Genomic DNA, 19,067 nt, shown 5'->3' on the forward strand with positions numbered 1-19,067 from the left:
CCGGATACAGATGGGTTGCAAACCGTCACATGTCGCCTTGAGCGCCGCCTCTCAAGCTCATCGTATCGGATGCCCGCATTAGGGTGCCGTTGTAGTCGATAACGCACCCAAGCCCCATGACCCTGGATGACACATGAAAGGTGATCTGCCCGTCCTTGTCCACCGCTTCACGCCCGCCGCTCCCGCGGAACAGGCGGCGCGGCAAGGGCACGCCAAACATGCGTATTCCCGTGACCGGCATGTTAAGGCCAGCCTGCGTGACGGACGGACACATATGCACCTCGAAGGGGCCGAACCGTTCTGCGACCTTTATGGGCGACACCTGCCGCATGGTTGAGGACAGGATATGCCCGTCGAAGTCACGGTTCCACCGTTCGCCCTTTGATCCGCAAGCAATCGACATGCGCATGGGTCGTTTGGTCATTGGCGCAGGGAAATCACCCAACCGGCACAGGAGCCGAACCAATGCGTTGCCCTGCCGAACCGTGACAGTCCCGATATAGGCGGCGTCACATTCACCCCTGTGAAAGGCCCGCAAGGCAGCAGGCAGGTCCCGCGCCCGATCCCCCAACACGCTGAGGACCGCACCGGTCAGGTCCAGCCCCCTGCAATGAACCGCGACCGCAGGCCCGCATCGGGCATCATGCAGGTGTCGTAGCGACCGAAGATGGCATACCTGTTACGCGCGATAAGATGGTAGAGTGGGTTCTTGATGACGCCGGGTAGAAACCGGCAGACTGACAACGCTTTCCACGGCCATCCGAGGCAGCGCATAGCGGCGGCAAAGGCGTCGAGCCGTTGATGTACCTGCCCGTCAACGACAACGAGGTTGGTTTCGAAATCGTCCGTTGGCAGGTCCAGCGACCTGTAAAGGTCGGCCCCAAGCCGCGATTGCGCCAGAACGAAATCAAACCGCTGGCGACGATCATGGCGCAGCATGAACTTGAAAAACCCCGAACACAGTACGCATTCGCCATCAAACACGATCACGTCGCGCTGGTTCAGTCGGTCCATCAGGTCAGGTGACAACGGGATCAGGCGTGGCATGAGTTATCCCTTCATGCCTGAAAGCTAGTGGGGTTCGCATGTATTGGCACCGCGGTCTGGTGACGCAAGATCAGTGTCAATCCGGGCAGTGTTGCGCGTATGTGCCTGTCGCCCGATCCACGCAATAGCCTGCCGCTTGCATCGCGTCCGCTATGGCAAAGACACCAACCTCTGCCGTTCCCGTCTTGCAGTCCAGATCGGCCAGTTTCTGCTCGCCCTGCGCCACCATCACGCCGCCTGTGGTCGTGAAGTCCTCGGTCATGCGGTCCACCGAAATCCAAGCGGTGTAGCGCGTGCCTACATTTTCGAAGGTGATGTCCTCCCAGATCGAGCGACCGACGCCGGGCCAAGGCGTGGCTTGCACCTGGCCCAAGGGGCGGGTCAGGGACAATTCCGGTGATCCGGCAGGACCGAAGGCATAGGTGGCCTGCCCTTCACCCACGCAGACGGTGAGGGCTTTGCTTCCGATCTGGCAATTCAGGACAACGTCCAAGCCACCGCATTGCGCCGCTGCCAACCCGGGGGTCAGCACCAGCGCAAGGGCGACGGACAGCCCCCTCACTGATCGAGGAAGCTGCGCAGTTTGCGGCTGCGGCTGGGGTGCTTGAGTTTGCGCAGAGCCTTGGCTTCGATCTGGCGGATCCGTTCGCGGGTCACGCTGAACTGCTGGCCCACCTCTTCGAGCGTGTGGTCCGTGTTCATGCCGATACCAAAGCGCATGCGCAACACACGTTCCTCGCGCGGGGTGAGCGAGGCCAGAACCCGCGTGGTAGTTTCCTTGAGGTTTTCCTGAATGGCGCTGTCCAAGGGCAGCACGGCATTCTTGTCCTCGATGAAATCGCCAAGCTGGCTGTCTTCCTCGTCCCCGATGGGGGTTTCGAGCGAAATCGGCTCCTTGGCGATTTTCATCACCTTGCGGACCTTTTCGAGCGGCATTTGCAGCTTTTCAGCCAGTTCCTCGGGCGTGGGTTCGCGCCCGATCTCGTGCAACATCTGGCGGCCCGTCCGGACCAGTTTGTTGATCGTTTCGATCATGTGCACGGGAATACGGATGGTGCGCGCCTGGTCCGCGATGGACCGGGTGATCGCCTGGCGGATCCACCATGTCGCATAGGTCGAGAACTTGTAGCCGCGGCGGTATTCGAACTTGTCGACCGCTTTCATCAGGCCGATGTTGCCTTCTTGGATCAGGTCGAGGAATTGCAGGCCGCGATTGGTATACTTCTTGGCGATCGAGATCACGAGGCGGAGGTTGGCTTCGACCATCTCTTTCTTGGCCTGACGGGCTTCTTTCTCGCCCTTCTGAACCTGCTGCACGATGCGACGGAATTCAGAGATGTCGAGGCCGACATATTGGCCAACCTGTGCCATGTCCGCGCGCAGTTCTTCGACCTTCTCGGCCGAGCGTTCGATGAACATCTGCCAGCCGCGCCCGGACTTTTCGCCCATCTCGTCCAGCCAGTTCGGGTCCAGTTCGCGCCCGCGATAGGAGTCGACAAACTCCCTGCGGTTGATCCGCGCCTGGTCTGCCAGCTTCACGATAGAGCTGTCGATCTGCATGATCCGGCGGTTGATGCCATAAAGCTGGTCAATCAGTGCCTCGATCCGGTTGTTGTGCAGATGCAGTTCGTTGACCAGTAACACAATCTCGGCCCGCAGCTTCTGATAGGTCTCTTCGTCGCCTTTGCTGAACGAACCGTCTTCGTTCAGCGTTGCCGAAATCCGGCTATCCTGCATTTCGGACAGCAGGGAATAATCGTGTGCGATGACTTCCAGCGCTTCGAGCACTTGCGGCTTAAGCGCAGCTTCCATCGCGGCGAGCGACATGTTCGCCTGTTCGTCTTCGTCGTCGTCATCATCTTTGGCGATGGGGTTACCGTCGGCGTCAAGCTCGGGACCGGCATCCGCCTTATCCTCGGGTTTGGCACTGGTATCGACAACCGGTTCAGACACCTCTTCGCCGTCTTCGCCCATCTGGTTGCCAAAGGTAGCTTCGAGGTCGATGACGTCGCGCAGCAAAATCTCTTCGCTGAGAAGTTCATCCCGCCAGATGGTGATCGCCTGGAAGGTCAGCGGGCTTTCGCACAGGCCCGCGATCATGGTGTTGCGGCCAGCTTCGATCCGCTTGGCGATGGCGATCTCGCCTTCGCGGGACAGCAGTTCGACGCTGCCCATCTCGCGCAGGTACATGCGCACCGGGTCGTCGGTGCGGTCGAGTTTTTCCTGGCCCGTCGCGCCCAGCGTCAGGTCCCGGGTGCCTTCAGTGGTCGTGACCTCGGTCGAGCCCTTTTGCTCTTCCTCTTCGGCCTCTTCGTCTTCGATGATATTGATGCCCATTTCGGACAACATCGACATCACGTCTTCGATCTGCTCAGAGCTGACCTGATCGGGCGGCAGCACAGTATTGAGCTGATCATAGGTGATGTAGCCCTTGTCACGGGCTTCCGAGATCATCTTTTTGACGGCTGCCTGGCTCATGTCCAGCGAGTGGGCGCTGTCCTGATCTTCGGTCTTAGCGTCTTCGTTCGTGTCTTTTGCGGCCATACTGGGCTCCTTTACCGGGGCTCCTTGGTGATTCGTCCCCACGAATCACTCCCAGAAACATTTAGTGCTTTGGGTGATTCGGCCACCCATGTACGTGCATTTTCTTTATGTTTTGAGACCAAATCGCATCAGTTGCGGCGTTTTGAGAATCTGATCTGGTCCATGAGCGCTGCAAAAGCATCTCGCTCGCTGCGACTGATTCGGGCGCCGTTGTCGCCCGTATCGTATTCCGAATCATCTTCTTTCCCGCTGCGGCTGGCCTGAGCTGCGGCTTGAGCCGCTTGGCTGAGGCGCCATGTCACGCCTTCATCAGCCACACCTTCGAGGTCCTGCACCGCATCCGCGATCTCGGCGTCCAGTCCCTTCGCCGCGCTGAGTTTTGCGAGCTCTTCGGCCACGGTCATGCGGGCCATGTCGGCATCGCCGGGTGTGCGGATACACGGGACAATTGCCACATGGCGTGAAGAGAGCAGGTTATCAAGGGCATCCGGCCCCAGTGCGCTGAAAATCTTTTCGCGCAACACCTCCGCACCGGCATTCCCATGGTGCAGAATCAGGTCGCGCAAGACGGCATGGTCCGGATCAGCACAAACCAGACTTTCAAGCCCAGTTTCAAAGTCTTCGGCCACCTCGGGCGTGCAGATCAGCGCCGCAAGGATCACCCTTTCCCGCAAGTGGTCGGTCACCTGCGCATCGCCCGAAGCCAGTGCGGATGTCTTGGTGCTGGGCATAGGCACCGGTGGGGCCTGCCAGCCGCGCCCCGGTTGCCAGTTGCGCTTTTGTCCCCCGCCCCCGCGCTGCGGGCGGAAAAGTTGCCAGCGCATGTCTTTGACCGCCTGCCCATAGTGCTGGCGGATCGACGGGTCCTGGATCAGCTTGATCTTATCACGCAGCACCTTGTCGAGCGCCGCCTTGCGTTCGGGACTGTCGAACGTTTTCCCTTCCGTCTCGCGTTGCCAGAGCAGTTGGACCATTGGCATCGCGGCATCGAGCAGCTTTTGTAGGGCTGGCGCGCCTTGCGCTTTGAGCAGATCGTCCGGGTCCTGCCCTTCGGGCATCAGCGCAAAGCGCAGGGATTTGCCTGCCTCCAGCATGGGCAGCGCGAGGTCGATCAGGCGCATGGCGGCGCGCAGGCCCGCCTTGTCCCCGTCCAGTGCGATGATGGGTTCATCTGCGATGCGCCAGAGCATCGCGAGCTGGTTCTCGGTCACGGCAGTGCCCAAGGGCGCGACGGACGCGCCAAAGCCGTGTTCGGTCAGCGCGATGACGTCCATGTAGCCCTCAGCCACGATCAGAGGCTGGCCCTTACCCGCCGCCGTCCGCGCTGGTCCGTGGTTGTAGAGGCTGCGGCCCTTGTCAAAAAGCTCAGTCTCGGGAGAGTTCAAATACTTGGCGTTGTCGTTCGGGTCCATCGCCCGCCCACCAAAGGCGATGCAGCGACCGCGCGCGTCACGGATCGGGAACATGATGCGGCCGCGGAAGGTGTCATAAGGCTTGCCACCCTTCTGGCTGGGTTTGGCAAGGCCCGCGTCAAGGATCAGGTCATCTTCGACCCCCTTGCCCTTGAGAGAGTCCCACAAGCCCTGCCACGCATCGGGCGCGAAGCCGATCTCCCACCTGTCTTGCGCTTCCGGATCAAGCCCGCGCCGTTCGAGATAGTCGCGCGCCGGACCGGCCACCCCGGTTTTGAGTTGCAGCCGGAAGTGCTGGACGGCCATTTCCATAACGTCGGCAAGCTGTGTCCGTTTGTCAGCCTTTTCCTGCGCGCGCGGGTCGCGTTCCGGCATCGACATACCGGCCTCACCCGCGAGGATTTCGACGGCCTCCATGAAGCCCACATTCTCGGTCTCGCGGACAAAGGAGATTGCGTCGCCCTTGGCGTGGCAACCGAAGCAGTAATAGTAGCCCTTGCGATCGTCGACGTGAAAGCTGGCCGTCTTTTCGTGGTGGAACGGGCATGGCGCCCACAGATCGCCCTTGCCCTGGTTGGATTTGCGGGCATCCCACATGACCTTGCGCCCAACCACCTGCCCGAGGGACAGACGCGTGCGCAATTCATCAAGAAATCCGGGGGGCAGGCTCATGCCCTTAATATTGGTGGTGTGAGCACCGAAGTCGAGTCACTGCTGAAGGCACAACTCAGTCCACGCATCCGACAGGCTTTCATTGCGCAACACGCGGCGCTTTTGTTCGTAGACCCATGGTGCCATCAGCGGGATCGCGTTGTTGTATTGCACGGGCCATTCCGGGTTCTGGGCAAGGATGTGATCCTGCACATCACGCTCACTGACCCGGTCAAGGCGGGCTTGCTGGATCGCGCCAACCACCTGAGCCTGATAGCCACAGCTTTCCTCCTTGTTATCTTGGGCAAAGGCGGGGGCGGCAGACATTGCGATGGCGGCGATAACGGCAAAACGGATCATGGATGGCTCCAGTCACTAGGGAATCAGTTTCAACGTTTTTATCGCCGTGCCGCGACGCTTGCCATGGCCCTTTCCAGATCGTGTACAAGCGTGCCTGCCATGGACCGGAATACCATGAGAAGGAATGTATCATTGCCGATGCGGGTGATCGACCCGGTCATGTGTTGGATTTGACTGCGCGCTGTATGCCCGCGCTTGAACTGCCCGACTGACAGGTCAAGGGGGATGAGGCGGGCCAAGACTTCCTCGGCATCGTCCCCGGACAGGGTAACCGCCGTCCATGCGTCAGACTGATCTGTCAGCGCGGCGTGTTCGGCAAGTGTCGGATCGGGCTTTGGACCGGCCAAAAGGACCATCTCGCGTCCGAACCAGATGGCGCGTGCACCTGCCTTGCCCGTAGCGCGGTTCGGGGCAGGCCAGGCCAAGCCGTGCGTGGCCTTGAACGGTTCGGCGATCTTGACCTGTGCGTAGGGCGCGATCGAGGTCAGGATGCCCAGATCGACCTCGGCGAGTGTAAGGGTGCCGATGGTGAGCGGCGCCATGTCATCCAGCGGTGTTTTTGCAATCAGTTCAGCCACGTGTGCGCTCTCCGTCCGGGTCAAAGAACACAGGATCACAAAGTTCCACCCGCGTCTGGATGCCCCTGACGTGATCTACCATATTCAGCACTTCGCCATGCCGAGCCAGCCCGTCCCGCACAAAGCCAAGACCAATGAAATGCCCGAGGGTCGGGGAGAAGCCGACAGAGGTGACGTAGCCCTGATCATGCGCCCGCACGGGTTCCTCCCCGTCGGTGTAGATGTGCGCGCCCGCGGTCAGCTGTTTGACAGGTCCCACCGGCTTCATGCCAACAAGCTGTTCGCGCCCCTCTTCGGTCAGGCCGGGCCGCTGCGCCATCGTTGCTCCGATGAAATCCTTTTTCTTGGACAGCATACGTTCCATCCCGATATCCTGCGCCGTCACGCGGCCATCGATCTCGGCGTGGGTTATGAACCCTTTTTCGATCCGCAGGACGTTCAGTGCCTCCATGCCGTAAGCGCCGCCGCCCAATGCCTCGGCCCTCGCCACCAGCAGTCGGAAGAGGCTGTCGCCATAGCGGGATGGCACCGCAACTTCATAGGCATGCTCGCCAGAGAAAGAGATGCGGAAGAGCCGCCCCTTGACCCCTTGTACATCCACCGAACCACAGGACATGAACGGCCATGTATCATTGTCGATAGGTTGATCGAGCAAGCCGTTCAGCAACTCACACGCCTTCGGCCCAGCAACAGCAAACTGCGCCCATTGTTCGGTGACCGACATGATGCGCACGTCCCACTCGGGGTGTAGGACCTGCGTCACGAATTCAAGGTGCCGCATCACCTGCCCAGCCGCGGCGGTGGTCGTTGTCATGACATAGTGGTTCAGACCTAGCCGGGCGGTCGTCCCATCATCCAGAACGAACCCGTCTTCGCGCAGCATGAGCCCGTAGCGCACTCGGTTCTCTTTCAAAGTCGAGAACATGTTGGTGTAGACGAAATCGAGGAGCCGTGAAGCGTCTGGCCCCTGGATGTCGATCTTTCCCAAGGTGCTGACATCGCAGACGCCGACCCTGTGTCGCACCCAACCAACTTCACGGTCGCAGGACTGGTGCCATGTCTTTTCATCCGGCAGCGGATAGTAGGACGGGCGATACCAAAGCCCTGCCTCGATCATCGGAGCACCTGCAGCAATGGTGGCTGCGTGGCTGGTGGTCTTGCGTTCCGGCGCGAACCCTTTGCCCTGCGCCCCGGCGCCCAGCGCTGCGAGCGCCACTGGGCTGTACGGAGGGCGGAATGTTGTCGTGCCCGTTTCGGGTATGCCGCGGCCTGTCGCATCCGCCAGAAGGGCCAATGCTGCCACGTTCGAATTCTTGCCCTGATCGGTCGCCATGCCTTGGGTCGTGTATCGCTTCATGTGCTCGACGGACGTGAAGTTCTCTTGCGCAGCCTGCTTGACGTCCTTCACGCTCACATCGTTCTGGAAATCGAGCCACGCGCGGCCTTTGCCCGGTACGGCCCAGAGCGGATCAATGGTATAGGCGCTGTCATCAGCATCGGGCAGATCAACCTCAGCGGGCTTGAGGCCAAGCGCTTCAAGGCTCCTTTTGGCCGTCTCAACACCCTCGGTCAGACAGCCCGTTGTCGAAAAGGTCCCGTTGCATGCCCCAGCAGTTTCCATCCCCGGGATTGCTCCGCGCGTCGGTACGAAGCTGGCAATGTTGTCATGCCAGGTCGGCCGCCCGTTCATATGGCAGGTGAGGTGCACGGTCGGGTTCCACCCGCCCGACACAGCAAGACAATCGGTGGCAATCTTTTGTGTACCTGAGGCTGTCTGGACGTTGATGGCCTGCAGACCACGGCGCCCATAACCGCCCGAGACCATTGCACCGCTCATCAGGCGGTAATCCCCCAAGGCCGCCGCATCTGCACGGCTGTCAATAACAGCGGCGATGTGCACGCCCGCCTCCTGCAGGTCCATGGCCGTGCGATGCGCGTCGTCATTGTTGGCAAAGACGGTTACTGCCTTGCCCGGACTGACGCCAAACCGGTTGAGATAGGCGCGCACGGCACCTGCGGCCATGATGCCGGGACGGTCATTGTTCTGAAACGCGATGTGACGCTCAATGGCCCCTGCCGCCAGAACCGAGCGTTTGGCGACGATGCGCCAGAAGGTTTCCTTGACCCCGCCACGCGGCACGTCCTTCACGTGATGCGAGACCCGCTCGAGGGCGCCAAATGTACCGCCGTCATGCGCACTGGTGATCGTTGTTCGCGGCATGAGCCGGACATTGTCCATAGCTGAGAGTTTTGTGACCATGTGCGCCGCCCAGTCCGCAGCCGACATGCCGTCCACAGTCAAGGTTTCCGCATTCAAACGACCGCCCATCAAACTGTCTTCGTCCGCCAAAATGACTCTGACACCGGACTGCGCGGCCACCCACGCGGCCATCAAGCCAGCGGGCCCTGAGCCGATCACCAGCACATCACAGAACGCGTAGGCCTTTTCGTAGTGATCGGCGTCTTGTGCACCGCTCAGTGCACCCAGGCCCGCTGCACGGCGGATGAACGGCTCATAGACCTTCTCCCAGAAAGCCCTCGGCCACATGAAGGTCTTGTAGTAGAAGCCCGCACCCAGAAATGGCGCAGCGAGATCATTCACACTAAGCAGATCAAAAGCCAGCGATGGCCACGCATTCTGGCTGCGCGCCTCTAGCCCATCATAGAGCTCCTGCACCGTTGCGCGGACGTTCGGATCGGTTGCCGCCCCGTGCCCGATGGTCATCAAGGCATTGGGTTCTTCCGACCCGGCGGTGAGAATACCGCGCGGGCGGTGATACTTGAACGACCGCGCCACGTGCCGCACGTCATTGGCCAACAGGGCCGACGCCAGCGTATCCCCTGCAAACCCACGATAGGTGTTGCCGTCAAAGCAGAAGGAGACCGGCTGCGATCGGTCGATCAACCCCTTGCCATCAATCCTCATCGTTTGACATCCCGCGCCAGCACCGCAGCTTTGATCTCGTGGGTCGACACGTTCCGGGTCACCCTGAGCCATGCACCGCAGCCCGCGTCATGGCTCCACAGTTCATCCAGATCACCTGCCGGGTTCTCGCGTAGGTGCAGATAGTCATCCCACGCCGCCTCACCTGCATCCGGTGCAGGCCGGTCCAGCATGACCGCAGCCCCCTGATAGTAGAACTCGCGCCGGTCGCGCTCTCCGCAAATCGGACATGGCAGGCGCATCAGACCTCTCTATCAGAGTGCACGGTATACCCCTTCCCTGTTTCAAAAAAATCCCCGCCGGAGGCTCCCGTCATCTCAACCATTCCTAGTGCAGATTGTGCTGAGACCCGGTCGCCTCTTCATCCATGATGCCGCGGCCTGTGCGGAACCGATCCAAACGGTGGTGCAAGGTTGTAGGGTGTGGATGACCCGTAGCAAGCAAGTGGGCAAAGGTGTGGCCCGAGGCCGGCGTCGCCTTGAAACCGCCGTAGCACCAACCCGTGTTGACAAACAGGCCTTCGATATCCGTCTTGTCGATGATGAAGGACCCGTCGGGCGACATGTCCATGACACCGCCCCAGCTGCGCAGTATCTTGGCCTTGCCGATCACCGGCATCAGGGTCATCGCAGCCTCGGCCACATGCTCAACCAGCGTTAGGTTCCCGCGCGCAGCATAACTTGCGTACATATCCAGATCACCCCCGAACACGAGGCCCCCCTTGTCGGATTGACTGATATAGAAGTGTCCCATCCCGTAGGTAACAACGCGATCCAGGCAAGGTTTCAGCCCTTCTGTGACAAAAGCCTGCAGCACATGGCTTTCGATAGGAAGACGTAGCCCGGCCATGGCGGCAACCTGGCTGGATCGTCCAGCCGCGACCATGCCGACCTTCCTGGCGCGGATCGGCCCCTTTGTGGTCTGCACACCCTTTACGACACCATTCACAACATCGATGCCCGTGACTTCGCATTGCTGGATCAGATCGACACCACGATCGCTGGCCGAACGAGCAAAACCCCACGCCACCGCGTCATGTCGCGCTGTGCCGCCGCGTTTATGATAGAGACCACCATAGATCGGAAAGCGGGTCTGGTCGAAATCCAGGAACGGCAGTAGCTTCTTTACCCCTGCCCGGTCCAGCATCGCACCGTCATCCCCCTGCCCGCACATCGAATTGGCCCGGCGAACAAACGCGTCGCGCTGGCCGTCCGAATGGACGAGGTTGATAATGCCACGCTGCGAGTGCATGACGTTGTAGTTCAGGTCTTCTTCCAAACCCTCCCACAGCTTCAGCGAATGGGAATAGAATTCGGAGTTGCCGGGCAGCATGTAATTGGCACGAACAATCGTCGTGTTCCGACCGACATTCCCGCCGCCAAGATACCCTTTTTCGAGTACTGCAATGTTGGTCAAGCCATGCACCTTGGCCAAATAATGAGCCGTGGCCAGACCGTGACCACCACCACCAATCAGTACAACATCGTATTCGGACTTTGGTTCGGGACTGCGCCAATGCGGACCCCAGCCCTTGTTACCGGTTAGTCCTTCGGCCAACACTTTCAGCCCTGAAAAGCGCATGCGCACCTCCGCCCTTTCATGGCACCACCATCACCATCCTGACAGGTCTAGCAAGAGCAGTATTTTACCTCGTGGCGCTTTTCGACACGCGCAGGTCTGCCAGCGACGAATTGCAAAGCTCACGTAGTATTTTGTTTGATGAAACATCACTTTGGCGTTCAATACCTCTATGACCTTGCTTCGCACACTTGCCTTCGCCCTCAGTGCAGTTCTGCCGGCCCAAATTTCTGCCCAGTCTTCGGACTTTGTTTCACCGTCGATCGTCATCCTCGGCGACAGTCAAATTCCGTTTGGCTCCGGCCCCGCCTTTCTCGAGTTCTTCGAAAACATCAAATCCCACTGCCCACCGACGCCTAAGCAGGCCGCTAACTTGGAAGTGCTGGCGGATATGAAGGTTGCGGTCATCGGTGTTCGTTCGACGTCGCTGCACTCATGGACAGCCAAGATGGGCAAGGCCAAAGGGGCGATCTGTGACGTTGATCCCAAATGGAAGGTCAACGCGGGCACCTACGGCTTCATCAACACGACGGGAAACAAGTACAAACAAATTGGCAAGGGGGATGCCTACCAGTTTTGCAAGATGGATATGTCTGCCTTTCAGACCATGTTTCGCCCCGGTTACTACGAACCGAAGTTGATACTTCTATCGTTCTTGGGAAATTCGGCGAAACGCTGGGCGAGCAGCTACGATCAAGCAGTAAAAGATGTCGAGACGATGAATGCGCAATTGCCTGCGGGCGTTCCTTGCGTTTTCATGACAACGGCCCCGAGCTACTCAAAGAAGATCACCGATTTGCGCCTGAAGGCGCAAGCGAATGTGAAACGCGCATTTGCAGAAACGGGCAGCCAGTGCAGTTTTGTTGAGGGGGCAACCCCCGAGACGGTCGCCGCAAACCAGGGGAACAAGACGTACTTTCGTCTTTCGAAATCTGGCAAGGTCAAGGATCCGTATCACCCAAATGAAAAAGCGGCCAAAACCTTCTTCATGATCGCAATGGACGATATTTGTACTGCGGTTTACGAACAGATCGAAGCCGCCATGCCGGAATTGGCCGCCCGTTAGACAAGCATCGACGATGCAGCGATTACTTTCACACCTGTGAAAACGTCGGCGTATGTAAGGAGCTGAAGTAAATCTTCGTAAGGTATGCCAGCGCCGTTTTTGTTCGCGCTGGCATACCGTCTCAGAACTACAGTCCTTTGGCGCGATAGCTTTCAGCCACCTTCCCAATCGAAACAAGATACGCTGCCGTACGCAAATCATCAACATCGCCACGGTCATGCCAAACTGACGCCATGGACTGATAAGCCGCCCGCATCGTGTCATCGAGACCAGAGCGAACCAATTCCAACTCATCCGCGCCCCGCAGATACTTGTCCTTGAAATCCGGGGTCATGGACCAAGAATCGCCCAAGTGGCGGCTGAGCCGCTCCAGTTCATCCACCACCAATTGGTGCCGTGCCTCTTCCTGGCGGCGTTGCATGCGGCCGAACCGAATATGGCTAAGGTTCTTGACCCATTCGAAATAGGAAACAGTAACACCGCCAGCGTTGGCATACATGTCCGGGATGATGACGGTGCCCTTCTCACGCAATACAGAGTCCGCACCCGCTGTGACCGGCCCGTTCGCCGCCTCGATGATCAACGGTGCCGTTATCCGCGCCGCGTTCGACAGGTTAATCACACCTTCAAGTGCAGCTGGCACAAGGATGTCACAATCCTTTTCCAGAACTGAACTGCCGTTTTCCACATATGTGCCATCAGGATACCCGGAGACGCCGCCGTGGCCACCAATCCAGTTGCGTACGGCGTCCACGTCCAACCCCCGGTCATCCACAAGCGCACCATCGCGTTCAATGATGCCAACAATCTTGCATCCGTCCTCATCCGCGAGGAACTTCGCTGCGTGGTAACCCACATTGCCCAGCCCCTGCACAACGATACGTTTGCCGTCCAGAGTACCGGACATGCCCGCTTTCTCAACGCCGGTTGCATCGCGGAAAAACTCACGCAGAGCATACTGGACGCCGCGTCCCGTGGCCTCGGTCCTACCTTGAATACCACCTGCGTTGGTCGGTTTGCCAGTAACACAGGCCACCCCGTTGATGTCAGTCGTGTTCATCCGCTTATACTGGTCCGCGATCCAGGCCATCTCGCGCTCACCGGTTCCCATGTCGGGGGCAGGCACGTTCTGAGCCGGGTTGATCATGTCGCGCTTGATTAGTTCGTATGCAAAACGGCGGGTGATCAACTCCATCTCGTGCTCATCATATTCACGCGGATCAACATGCAATCCGCCCTTCGAGCCACCGAATGGAGCTTCGACCAGTGCGCACTTGTATGTCATGAGCGCAGCAAGAGCCTCGACTTCATCCTGATTGACGCCCAGCGCAAAGCGAATACCGCCCTTCACGGGTTCCATATGCTCCGAATGTACGGAACGGTATCCCGTGAAGGTCTGGATTTGCCCGCGCAACCGCACACCGAACCGAACGGTGTAGGTTGCGTTGCACACCCTGATCTTCTCTTCCAAGCCCGGTGGAAGGTCCATCAGTGCAACAGCACGGTTGAACATGATGTCCACACTCTCACGGAAACTGGGCTCATTGGGGGTGCTCATCCGGGATCTCCTTTTTCCGGCACGACTCATTTGGGTGCGAGTCTGTGAGGCCAGCCTATGACGGTTCCGTTAATCAGTGCGAATTTTTTGTGCGCGTTGAAAACATCACGCGCTTTCGCGCCATTTCTTAATGAATCGTAAACAGTGAGGCATACGCGCACGGATTGACGACAATTGGATCGAAATCACCCCAGAGGTTTCCCCCTTTTGCCCGATTTCAGCCACATTCAGAGCCCACACCCAACGTTGGACAAAAGGCTGTCAAAGCCTGTGATGACCAAAAAACAATAAGGTGCATTATGTTAATGATGTGGACACGGAAATTGACGACGAAGGCAGGGCTGAAAAGCAGCGTTGCCGGATTTGCGCGCGACGACTCGGGGTCCATGACCATTTTCGCCGTCGCGATGTTTTTCATGATGATTTTAGTTGGCGGTATCGGCGTCGACCTCATGCGCAACGAAATGGAACGTACGCGCATGCAAGCGACGGTCGACCGCGCCGTTCTGGCGGCTGCGGACTTGGATCAGCCACTCGAGCCCGAGGCAGTCGTGCGCGACTACTTTAATAAAGCCGGGATGAGCGACTACCTGTCCTCGGTTACCGTTGATCAGGGTCTGAACTATCGGACAGTGACAGCATCCGCCAACATGTCGACGAGCACGCAGTTCATGCACCTGATGGGTGTTAGCGAGTTGCCGGTACCTGCGTTGGGCCAGGCGGAAGAGCGCGTGTCGAACGTAGAGATTTCGATGGTTCTCGATATTTCGGGCTCCATGGGCTGGAACAACAAGATGGCCAACCTTCAGGATGCAGCGAAAACCTTTGTCGACACTGTTGTCCGCGCGGAAAACGAAGATCTGATCTCAATCTCGCTGATCCCTTACACCGCGCAGGTGAATGCCGGCTACGACATCTTCTCGCGGATGGAGACGAACCATCTGCACAACTACTCATACTGCGTCGACTTCGAAATCGACGACTTCTCGTCAAGCGGGTTGGATCTGGATTCACCTTATGAACAGATGCAGCATTTTGACGAGGGGTGGGACTACTCCAACCCGGTCAACAACCCGGGCTGCCCCAAACGCGATTTTGAAGAGATTGTGCCGTTCAGCCAGAACGCAACGACACTCAAGAACACGATCGACGATTATCGCGCCCGCGCGAATACTTCGATCCACCTTGGGATGAAATGGGGTGTGGCACTGCTGGACCCGTCATTCCGCCCGATCGTTCAGGAATTGGCCGGACCCGGCGAGAACATCGTGGATGATGCGTTTGCAAGCCGCCCGGCCGCCTACTCGGATGTTGAAACGCTCAAGACAGTCGTTCTGATGACAGACGGCCAGAACGTAGACACCACCCGCATCCAGCCGTGGTACTATGCCAATTCATCCCACTACGCACACTGGAGCCGTTACCCGCTGCACTGGTACCTGAACAACTACGTTCGTGGGAGCTGGTCTAACTGGCGCTACACCAAGTACACCTCGTCTCAAGCTGACTCCATGCTCGCAAACATCTGCAGCGCAGCAAAGGACCAGGGCATTGTGGTGTGGTCCGTCGGCTTCGAGGTCACAGACTACTCGGCCGGTGTGATGGAAGACTGCGCTTCCTCTCCAAGCCACTTCTTCCGGGTGGAAGGCGTCGAAATTACCGAAGCCTTCGAGGCAATTGCCAAGCAAATCAACCAACTGAGGCTGACCCAATGACCTTCAATCCCAAATCATTCCTTCGTCGTTTCCGGCGTGAAGAGGATGGCCAGATGGTGGTGGAATTCGCCCTTGCAGTCCCCCTCATGTTCACTCTCTTCATGACCTCGGTCGAACTCGGCATCTACTCGGTACGCCAAGGATTTCTGGACCGGGGCCTGGATATGGCGGTCCGCAATGTCCGCCTAAACACCGGAGCCAACTATACCCACGGCGACATCAAGACGATGGTGTGTGAGTATTCAGGCTTCCTCGAAGACTGTGACTCGGCCCTGAAGCTGGAAATGAAGCCAGTGTCGGCACGCAATTTCGCAGGTTTCCCAGACTCACCTGACTGTGCTGACGTGTCACTGGCCGTTACACCTTCGACCACTTTCGTACATGGAGCGGAGCACCAGCTCATGATGCTGCGCGCATGTTACTCGTTCCAACCGGTATTCCCGATGACAGGCCTCGGCGCTTCGTTCTCGAAGGATGGTGCGGGCCGCGTCAAGATGGTCTCGATGTCCGGATTTGTGCAGGAGCCAAGCTGATGAAACGTCTTATCGCAACACTACAGTCCTTCCGCGACGACGAGCGTGGCAGCCTTGCGGTCGAAACCGTGCTTATCATTCCCGTCCTGTTTTGGGCCTATCTGTCGATGTTCGCCATCTTTGATGCGTATCGCCAGCACTCGATCAACCAAAAGGCGGCATATACGATCGGCGACATCATATCGCGTGAGACGACGCCGCTGGACAATGACTACCTGAATGGCACGCGCGATATTCTTGCCTACCTGACGGCCAACACCGAAAGTGACGTGGCGGTGCGTGTGACCAGCGTGAAGTATGACGGTAATAATGACGTCTACAAACGCGACTGGTCCCAGGCCAAAGGGTGGAAACCTGCGCTGAGCAACAGTGACGTCGGCAAGCTGAAGGACCTGCTGCCTGTCATGCCCCACAATGAGCGGGTGATGGTGGTGGAAACGTTCGTGAAGTACGACCCACCATTCGCAACGGGCTTACAAGACCGCGAGATTGAGAACTTCGTGTTCACACGTCCTCGCTACGCACCCCGCGTGCTTTGGTTGAGCCAATAATCAGTCGGGCAATCGCTCCGCAATCATGGCCGAGAGTATCTCGGCCATGAATTTTGCTTGGTGACCGGGTGTCATTCCACCAACGCCAACCCGATTTCCAAGCCGCCACCAAAGACCGGGACGCCACGCGCGTCCCTTCGAGGTGTTCAGCCGCACAAGAAACCCATTCGATGGTTTGAAGGCGAACATGCCACGATCCAGCGATTGAATGTCACAGGTCCGTGCGACAATCTCGCCTGAGCTGTCTCGCAACACTTCTGGCGTCAACTCCAGTGTCAGGGCTGTCGCGCGTCGCATCTTTTCGGCAATCCAGATTGAGCCTCCGCCCAACGCGAACAGGAACAATTGCCAGCCAATCTCGGGTGGGCGCACGATGCCGACGTAAATCACCAACAATGACAGCACCCAAAGCGAACCAATGCCCAGGATGCGCCGCCCTGGCGATGCCGTGATCGTTGCGATCACTTCGCCTTTTTTGAAATCCAGACCTTGCATGGTCCGCCCTTAGCTTGGCCGATGCGTGCGGACAAGGGGATCAACGTCGAACGATGACCTCGGCCCCCTGCTCTTCCGGTTCATAATCGGTCATTTCCGCCGGGAAGCCGGGGGCAGTTACGTCCAGGCCCGTCGCCTCTTCGAGCCGCTTGATGATGTTGGGCGACAGCTCACGTGGGCCAAAGCGGTCAATGGCATCGTTGAACAGCCGGATCAGTAACGGGTTGAGGTCCAGCGGCACCCCCGCCCGGTCTGCCACGCCCTGAAACAGACCAATGTCCTTGGCCACCAGGTCCATTGTGAAAGAGATGTCGCGGCTGCCATTCAAGATCACCTGGCTTTCGGTTTCATGGACAAAGGAAGTGCCCGAACTGATCGTCATGGCTTCGTAAGCGACGCCTAGGTCCATGCCCGCCCCCTTGGCGACCGTGAGTGCCTCGGCACAACTGACAAGATTTGCAGTAGCAAGGTAGTTGGTCAGCACTTTGAGCACAGACGCCGAACCCAGATCGCCGGTGTGCAGCACGCGGCGTCCCATCGTTGTGAGCAGCGGCAGTATACGCTCGAATGTGGCGCGATCGCAGCCTGCAAAAATACTGATGTTGCCGGTATCCGCCCGGTGGCATCCTCCCGACACGGGGCAATCTACTGCTGCACCCCCAGCTTCGATAACCTGCGCGCCGATCCGTTTGACCTCGGCTTCGTCCGTCGTCGACATCTCCATCCAGATTTTGCCGGGACCGACATGCAGTAGCATCTCTTCCATCACCGCAGCAGAGGCCGCGGGGCTCGGAAGACAAGTGATAACCGCGTCACAGGCCTGCATCATGGCGGAGGGGCTTACCCCGTTCTGGGCGCCTGCTGCGACCTTGTCCGCCACGAAAACCGCGTTCAGATCATGCACGGCTACGTCATGTCCATTGCGGATCAAGCTGCCGGACAACTTTCCACCGACATTGCCCAGACCGATAAACCCGATTTTCATGGCCGCCACCCTCCCTTGCGCCTTTCGCCCAAAGGGATATGGACGCGCCGACACTGTCCGTCCTGTTTACGACGCCGGACCAAAATTCTCGGCGTAAAACCGATACCAGTTGCCGCCCATGATCCCAGCGACCTCGTCTTCCGACATTCCAGTGGCGCGCAGACCGTTTTCGATGTTTCCGAAATCGCGATTATCGCGGAACCAATCGGGTTGTGGCGGAAAGCCCGGATCGGCGGCGGATCCTTCTCCATAGTCTACCTCTTTCGACCAGCGGCCCACGCGCATCCATTCCACCACGCTGTCGGGCTGGTCCTGGCACAGGTCAGAGCCAATGCCGATTGTGTCCGTGCCGTAGCGGTCTGCCGTGCGGGCCACCGCCTCACAAAACGATTGCAGCGTGCACTTTGACCCATCCTTGAGGTGGTGCGGGTAGAGCGAAAACCCAAGCATCCCGCCATTCGACGTCACCGCCCGGATCACGTCGTCACGCTTGTTGCGCAGGGCCGGGTGCCAGTCATGCGGGTTGGCGTGGGTGATCGCGATGGGCCGTTCCGAGATATCTGCCGCCTCAATGGTGGAGCGATCCGCCGAATGGCTCATGTCCACCACCAGGCCCACGCGGTTCATTTCCTTGATCACCTGCCGCCCCATCCGAGTGATGCCGGTGTCGTTATCCTCGTAGCACCCTGTCGCGAGCAGGGACTGGTTATTGTAAGTCAGCTGCATGAAGCGCGCGCCGAGCGTATGTACGATTTCAACCAACCCGATATCATCCTCTATGGGACTGGGGTTTTGGAAACCAAAGAAGATTGCGGTCCTGCCATCAGCTTTGGCCCGATCAATATCGCTGACCGAAGACCCCTTGATGATCAAGTCAGGATAAAGCTCGAACCAGCGGTTCCATGCCTCGAAATTCAGCACTGTTTCACGAAAATTCTCGTGGTAGGCGACGGTGACATGCACAGCATCCACACCGCCCTCACGCATCTGACGAAAGATCTTTTCGGACCAGTTGCAGTATTGAAGGTTGTCGATACGCATGGTGCGGCC

Annotated in this window: 18 protein-coding genes; 4 read left to right on the top strand and 14 right to left on the bottom strand. The window is 58.7% G+C overall.

Annotation, left to right across the window (positions count from 1 at the left end; translation table 11 throughout):
- Positions 1–25 precede the first annotated feature (25 nt).
- The 10 genes from AC53L6_RS19195 to AC53L6_RS19240 all read right to left on the bottom strand — a co-directional run bounded on the left by AC53L6_RS19195 (position 26) and on the right by AC53L6_RS19240 (position 11,117).
- Positions 26–574: a DUF4166 domain-containing protein gene (locus AC53L6_RS19195; RefSeq protein ID WP_496908990.1), complete on the bottom strand. Its 549-nt coding sequence runs from the start codon at positions 572–574 to the stop codon at positions 26–28.
- Between the two features lie 17 nt (positions 575–591).
- On the bottom strand, positions 592–1,047 hold the full coding sequence (locus AC53L6_RS19200) for a thiol-disulfide oxidoreductase DCC family protein (protein ID WP_299204749.1): 456 nt from the start codon (positions 1,045–1,047) through the stop codon (positions 592–594).
- 76 nt (positions 1,048–1,123) lie between these two features.
- A complete protein-coding gene (locus tag AC53L6_RS19205; RefSeq protein WP_496908991.1) occupies positions 1,124–1,609 on the bottom strand; it encodes a hypothetical protein in 486 nt (161 codons plus the stop codon).
- The gene (gene rpoD, locus AC53L6_RS19210) at positions 1,606–3,591 is read right to left on the bottom strand and encodes an RNA polymerase sigma factor RpoD (RefSeq protein WP_299204743.1); all 1,986 of its coding nucleotides are present in this window, start codon (positions 3,589–3,591) and stop codon (positions 1,606–1,608) included. The genes AC53L6_RS19205 and rpoD overlap by 4 nt, the downstream gene beginning before the upstream one ends.
- 128 nt (positions 3,592–3,719) lie before the next feature.
- The gene (dnaG, locus tag AC53L6_RS19215) at positions 3,720–5,675 is read right to left on the bottom strand and encodes a DNA primase (protein WP_496908992.1); all 1,956 of its coding nucleotides are present in this window, start codon (positions 5,673–5,675) and stop codon (positions 3,720–3,722) included.
- A gap of 36 nt (positions 5,676–5,711) precedes the next feature.
- Entirely contained in the window at positions 5,712–6,014 is a 303-nt protein-coding gene (locus tag AC53L6_RS19220; RefSeq protein WP_496908993.1) for a hypothetical protein, read from the bottom strand.
- Between the two features lie 38 nt (positions 6,015–6,052).
- On the bottom strand, positions 6,053–6,592 hold the full coding sequence (locus AC53L6_RS19225; protein ID WP_496908994.1) for a sarcosine oxidase subunit gamma: 540 nt from the start codon (positions 6,590–6,592) through the stop codon (positions 6,053–6,055).
- Complete coding sequence (locus tag AC53L6_RS19230) at positions 6,585–9,518, bottom strand: sarcosine oxidase subunit alpha family protein (RefSeq protein WP_496908995.1); 2,934 nt, start codon at positions 9,516–9,518, stop codon at positions 6,585–6,587. The genes AC53L6_RS19225 and AC53L6_RS19230 overlap by 8 nt, the downstream gene beginning before the upstream one ends.
- Positions 9,515–9,778: a sarcosine oxidase subunit delta gene (locus AC53L6_RS19235; RefSeq protein ID WP_299204730.1), complete on the bottom strand. Its 264-nt coding sequence runs from the start codon at positions 9,776–9,778 to the stop codon at positions 9,515–9,517. Before AC53L6_RS19235 ends, AC53L6_RS19230 begins: the two co-directional genes overlap by 4 nt.
- A gap of 85 nt (positions 9,779–9,863) precedes the next feature.
- A complete protein-coding gene (locus tag AC53L6_RS19240; RefSeq protein ID WP_496908996.1) occupies positions 9,864–11,117 on the bottom strand; it encodes a sarcosine oxidase subunit beta family protein in 1,254 nt (417 codons plus the stop codon).
- Positions 11,118–11,286: 169 nt separating this feature from the next.
- Between AC53L6_RS19240 and AC53L6_RS19245 the strand changes: the two genes are divergently transcribed.
- Positions 11,287–12,180 (top strand): SGNH/GDSL hydrolase family protein, encoded by an 894-nt coding sequence (locus AC53L6_RS19245; protein WP_496908997.1) that lies wholly within the window; start codon positions 11,287–11,289, stop codon positions 12,178–12,180.
- A gap of 127 nt (positions 12,181–12,307) precedes the next feature.
- Here the strand turns inward: AC53L6_RS19245 and AC53L6_RS19250 are convergent, their stop codons facing one another.
- Entirely contained in the window at positions 12,308–13,738 is a 1,431-nt protein-coding gene (locus AC53L6_RS19250; protein ID WP_299204723.1) for a Glu/Leu/Phe/Val family dehydrogenase, read from the bottom strand.
- A gap of 386 nt (positions 13,739–14,124) precedes the next feature.
- Between AC53L6_RS19250 and AC53L6_RS19255 the strand changes: the two genes are divergently transcribed.
- The 3 genes from AC53L6_RS19255 to AC53L6_RS19265 are packed head-to-tail and all read left to right on the top strand — an operon-like array spanning position 14,125 to position 16,537.
- Positions 14,125–15,453: a pilus assembly protein TadG-related protein gene (locus tag AC53L6_RS19255; protein ID WP_299204720.1), complete on the top strand. Its 1,329-nt coding sequence runs from the start codon at positions 14,125–14,127 to the stop codon at positions 15,451–15,453.
- The gene (locus tag AC53L6_RS19260; RefSeq protein WP_299204717.1) at positions 15,450–15,986 is read left to right on the top strand and encodes a TadE/TadG family type IV pilus assembly protein; all 537 of its coding nucleotides are present in this window, start codon (positions 15,450–15,452) and stop codon (positions 15,984–15,986) included. Before AC53L6_RS19255 ends, AC53L6_RS19260 begins: the two co-directional genes overlap by 4 nt.
- Complete coding sequence (locus AC53L6_RS19265; protein ID WP_299204713.1) at positions 15,986–16,537, top strand: TadE/TadG family type IV pilus assembly protein; 552 nt, start codon at positions 15,986–15,988, stop codon at positions 16,535–16,537. Before AC53L6_RS19260 ends, AC53L6_RS19265 begins: the two co-directional genes overlap by 1 nt.
- Here the strand turns inward: AC53L6_RS19265 and AC53L6_RS19270 are convergent, their stop codons facing one another.
- The 3 genes from AC53L6_RS19270 to AC53L6_RS19280 all read right to left on the bottom strand — a co-directional run bounded on the left by AC53L6_RS19270 (position 16,538) and on the right by AC53L6_RS19280 (position 19,058).
- Positions 16,538–17,032: a hypothetical protein gene (locus AC53L6_RS19270; protein ID WP_299204710.1), complete on the bottom strand. Its 495-nt coding sequence runs from the start codon at positions 17,030–17,032 to the stop codon at positions 16,538–16,540.
- A gap of 40 nt (positions 17,033–17,072) precedes the next feature.
- Positions 17,073–18,017 (bottom strand): NAD(P)-dependent oxidoreductase, encoded by a 945-nt coding sequence (locus AC53L6_RS19275; RefSeq protein ID WP_496908998.1) that lies wholly within the window; start codon positions 18,015–18,017, stop codon positions 17,073–17,075.
- Positions 18,018–18,083: 66 nt separating this feature from the next.
- The gene (locus AC53L6_RS19280) at positions 18,084–19,058 is read right to left on the bottom strand and encodes a membrane dipeptidase (protein ID WP_299604623.1); all 975 of its coding nucleotides are present in this window, start codon (positions 19,056–19,058) and stop codon (positions 18,084–18,086) included.
- Between the last annotated feature and the right edge of the window lie 9 nt (positions 19,059–19,067).

Source organism: Tateyamaria sp. LSS28, assembly GCF_059611725.1.